Origin of the sequence: Acinetobacter sp. YH12140, from assembly GCF_013418475.1 — a bacterium.
Classification (GTDB): Bacteria; Pseudomonadota; Gammaproteobacteria; order Pseudomonadales; family Moraxellaceae; genus Acinetobacter; species Acinetobacter amyesii.
Genome location: NZ_VPBZ01000033.1, coordinates 1 through 2,737, shown reverse-complemented (window position 1 = coordinate 2,737; position 2,737 = coordinate 1). Strand labels below are relative to the sequence as shown.

At 57.3% G+C, this 2,737-nt stretch carries 2 protein-coding genes; one reads left to right on the top strand and one right to left on the bottom strand.

The window, feature by feature from the left end:
* On the top strand, positions 1 to 1,034 hold a 1,034-nt coding region (locus FTU75_RS18755), incomplete at its 5' end, for a LysR substrate-binding domain-containing protein (RefSeq protein ID WP_180116570.1).
* Here FTU75_RS18755 and FTU75_RS18125 read toward each other — a convergent pair.
* Positions 1,024 to 2,280 carry a tyrosine-type recombinase/integrase gene (locus FTU75_RS18125; RefSeq protein WP_121775235.1) on the bottom strand — a complete coding sequence of 419 codons (1,257 nt, stop codon included), beginning with the start codon at positions 2,278 to 2,280 and terminating at the stop codon, positions 1,024 to 1,026. The genes FTU75_RS18755 and FTU75_RS18125 overlap by 11 nt on opposite strands.
* Between the last annotated feature and the right edge of the window lie 457 nt (positions 2,281 to 2,737).

Here is a 2,737-nt window from a genome sequence, read left to right as displayed (position 1 = left end):
AGGATAACCTTGGTGTCCTGCTATTTGAGCGCCATGCGCGGGGCGTTCGGCTAACAGACGCAGGCAGGCACTTCATGGAGCGTGTCACGGCGGGTGTCGATCAACTCGATCACGCAGTGAAGACCGCAGGCATGACAGCTCAAGGAGAATACGGCCGGCTTCGCATCGGCATCCATGCCTTAATCCCACGCAGCTTTCTCACGGAGCTGATCCGTCATTATCGGGAAGAACATACGGGCATTGAGGTTGAGATCACCGAAGGCACAGCCCGCGATGCGGTGATGCAGCTTCGTGCTGACCAGCTCGACGTGGTGTTCGTCGCGGGCAAGCCCGAGATGCCCGACTGCCATACCCGACCGATCTGGACCGAACCGCTGGTGGCCGTGCTATCGGATGGGCATCGCCTCGCCGGGCAGTCCGCAATCACTTGGTCCGATCTGGTCGGCGAGACTTTCATTGTTCGCTATGGTGGCACCGGCCCGCAGGTCCATGACCATATCGTGCTGCGCCTTGCCGGGCGTTGGCCCGCACCGTCGATCCGGCGCTTTGATGTGGGGCGCGACACGCTGCTATCTATGGTCGGACAAGGCTTCGGCATCACTATCGTCGGCGAGGCAACGTCATTGTTGCCGACGACCGGCATCGTCTTCCTGCCCTTCCTCGATGAACCGGAGCCGGTTGCCTTTACAGCCGTCTGGTCGCCGTTCAATCGCAACTCCGCACTGAAAAATCTACTCAACCTCGCAGGCAAAATGAAGCGTGACGGCGATTCGCCATCCGCGCTGTCGAAACGGACCATTCGCAGACACCAGCTCCGGGAACTCGTTCCACTTGCCGACACTACCATCTACGATATGGAGCAACGGGGTGATTTTCCCCAACGGTTCTATCTGACGGCCCGATGCGTGGTTTGGGACTTGGCCGAAGTGGAGGCTTGGCTTGAGGAACGTCGCCAAGCCTCCAGAAAGAATGCCGTCAAACGCGCGCCGTCTCCTGACGTGAAGCTCAGGAAATTCCGGCCGGTCAAACGCTAGGCTCAGGGACCAGAAGGTCCATTGACGGCGGATAGAGCGTCGGAACGTATTTCTGGCCCGCTACCCAAGCGTCCACGAGGTTTGCCCATTCCTGCATCATATGGCGACGCTGGTGCTCGTATTCAGCCTTGTTGTAGATGCCACGGGACGAGCGCCCATCCTCATGCGCCAAGCACTTTTCGATCCAGTCACTATTGAAGCCCAGCTCGTTCAGGAGCGTGGAGCCTGTCCGGCGCAGATCGTGAACCGTGAAAGGTTCGAGCGGCAAGCCCTCCTTCTTCGCCCGCACGACGACAGCGGTGGTGATGCGGTTGAAGGTCGCCCGCGACATGGGTGCATCCGCGTCGTAGCGCGATGGCAGCAGATATTTTGAGTTGCCGGCGCAGGTCTTGAGCGCAATGAGAATGTCGATTGCTTGCTCCGAAAGATAGACGTTGTGCGCTTTGGATCGCTTCATCCGCTCCTTGGGAATCGACCAGACGGCGTTCTCGAAATCGACCTCATCCCAAGTCGCATCCTGTAGCTCGCTCTTTCGGACCATGGTGAGCAGGAACAGCTTCATTCCGAGACGGATCGTCGGCAGCGTCGGCACATGCTCAAGCTGGCCGAGCATGACCCGGATTTCAGCAGGCGAGAGCGAGCGGTCTTTGGGAACAAAGGTCGCGATAGAGGCAGGCCCAACCTCATCGGCCGGGTTCGGCACCTTTTCCCCGTGCAGGATCGCGAAGGCATAAACGAGCTTCACAATGTCGCGGACGTGGACGGCTGTTGCCGGGGCTCCCCGTGCCTTCACCTTGGCGCACATGGCGCGGAGATCGTCGGGGCTGATTTCCGTCAGCAGACGATTCCGAAAGGTCGGAAGAATGTCCCGCTCATAGATCGAGCGGCGCATCGCGCGGGTGCTGTCGGCCATCTTCGCCTCCAGCAACCAGCGTTCGCCAAACTCGCCGAAGCTCTTTGCCTCTTTGATGCGGCGCTTCTCGCGTTGCTTCTCTCGGGCGGGCGACCGTCCTTCAAGTATGGCGCGCTTGGCGTCGATCAGTTTCTCGCGCGCCCGCGCCAGCGACAGGTCGGAAGCGCCGTAGCGGCCCAGCGTCAAAGTCTCCCGACGCCCGTTGAGGCGGTAGTCATACCGGAACACGACCGCCCCCGAGGGATTGACCACGACGTACATACCGTCACGGTCTACGACCTTATATAATTTATTCTTTGGCTTCAGTGCTTTGATGCCAGCGTCAGTCAGCATTTCGACCCTCCGAGATCGTTCAAAAACGCCTGAGAGCCGCCCGATATACCGTCAGGCCCAAATTGGCCTACCTGAATGGCAAATTTCCTATTATTATCAAGGGAATAAGACAGAAAAAATACCGTCATAAGCTCTCTTACCCCTGACGGTATATTCGTTTTGGCGATGCGGCAAGAGTCGCCATACCGTCAGCCATACCGTCTATTGCGAGGCTTGCCCCGCGATAGACCGCGATAGACGGCAGTATATTTAATTAATGATTTCAGTTACTTGCGTGCGGTGATCGGCGGCCGCCGGCGGCGTTCGGATAGGCCCGAATTATTCCCACTTTATTGTAAACAAGACATTTTTATCTTTTATATTCAATGGCTTATTTTCCTGCTAATTGGTAATACCATGAAAAATACCATGCTCAGAAAAGGCTTAACAATATTTTGAAAAATTGCCTACTGAGCGC

Bases quoted from the DNA above. Each gene is read 5' to 3' on its own strand.
- FTU75_RS18125 (WP_121775235.1), bottom strand. From the start codon at position 2,280: ATGCTGACTGACGCTGGCATCAAAGCACTGAAGCCAAAGAATAAATTA.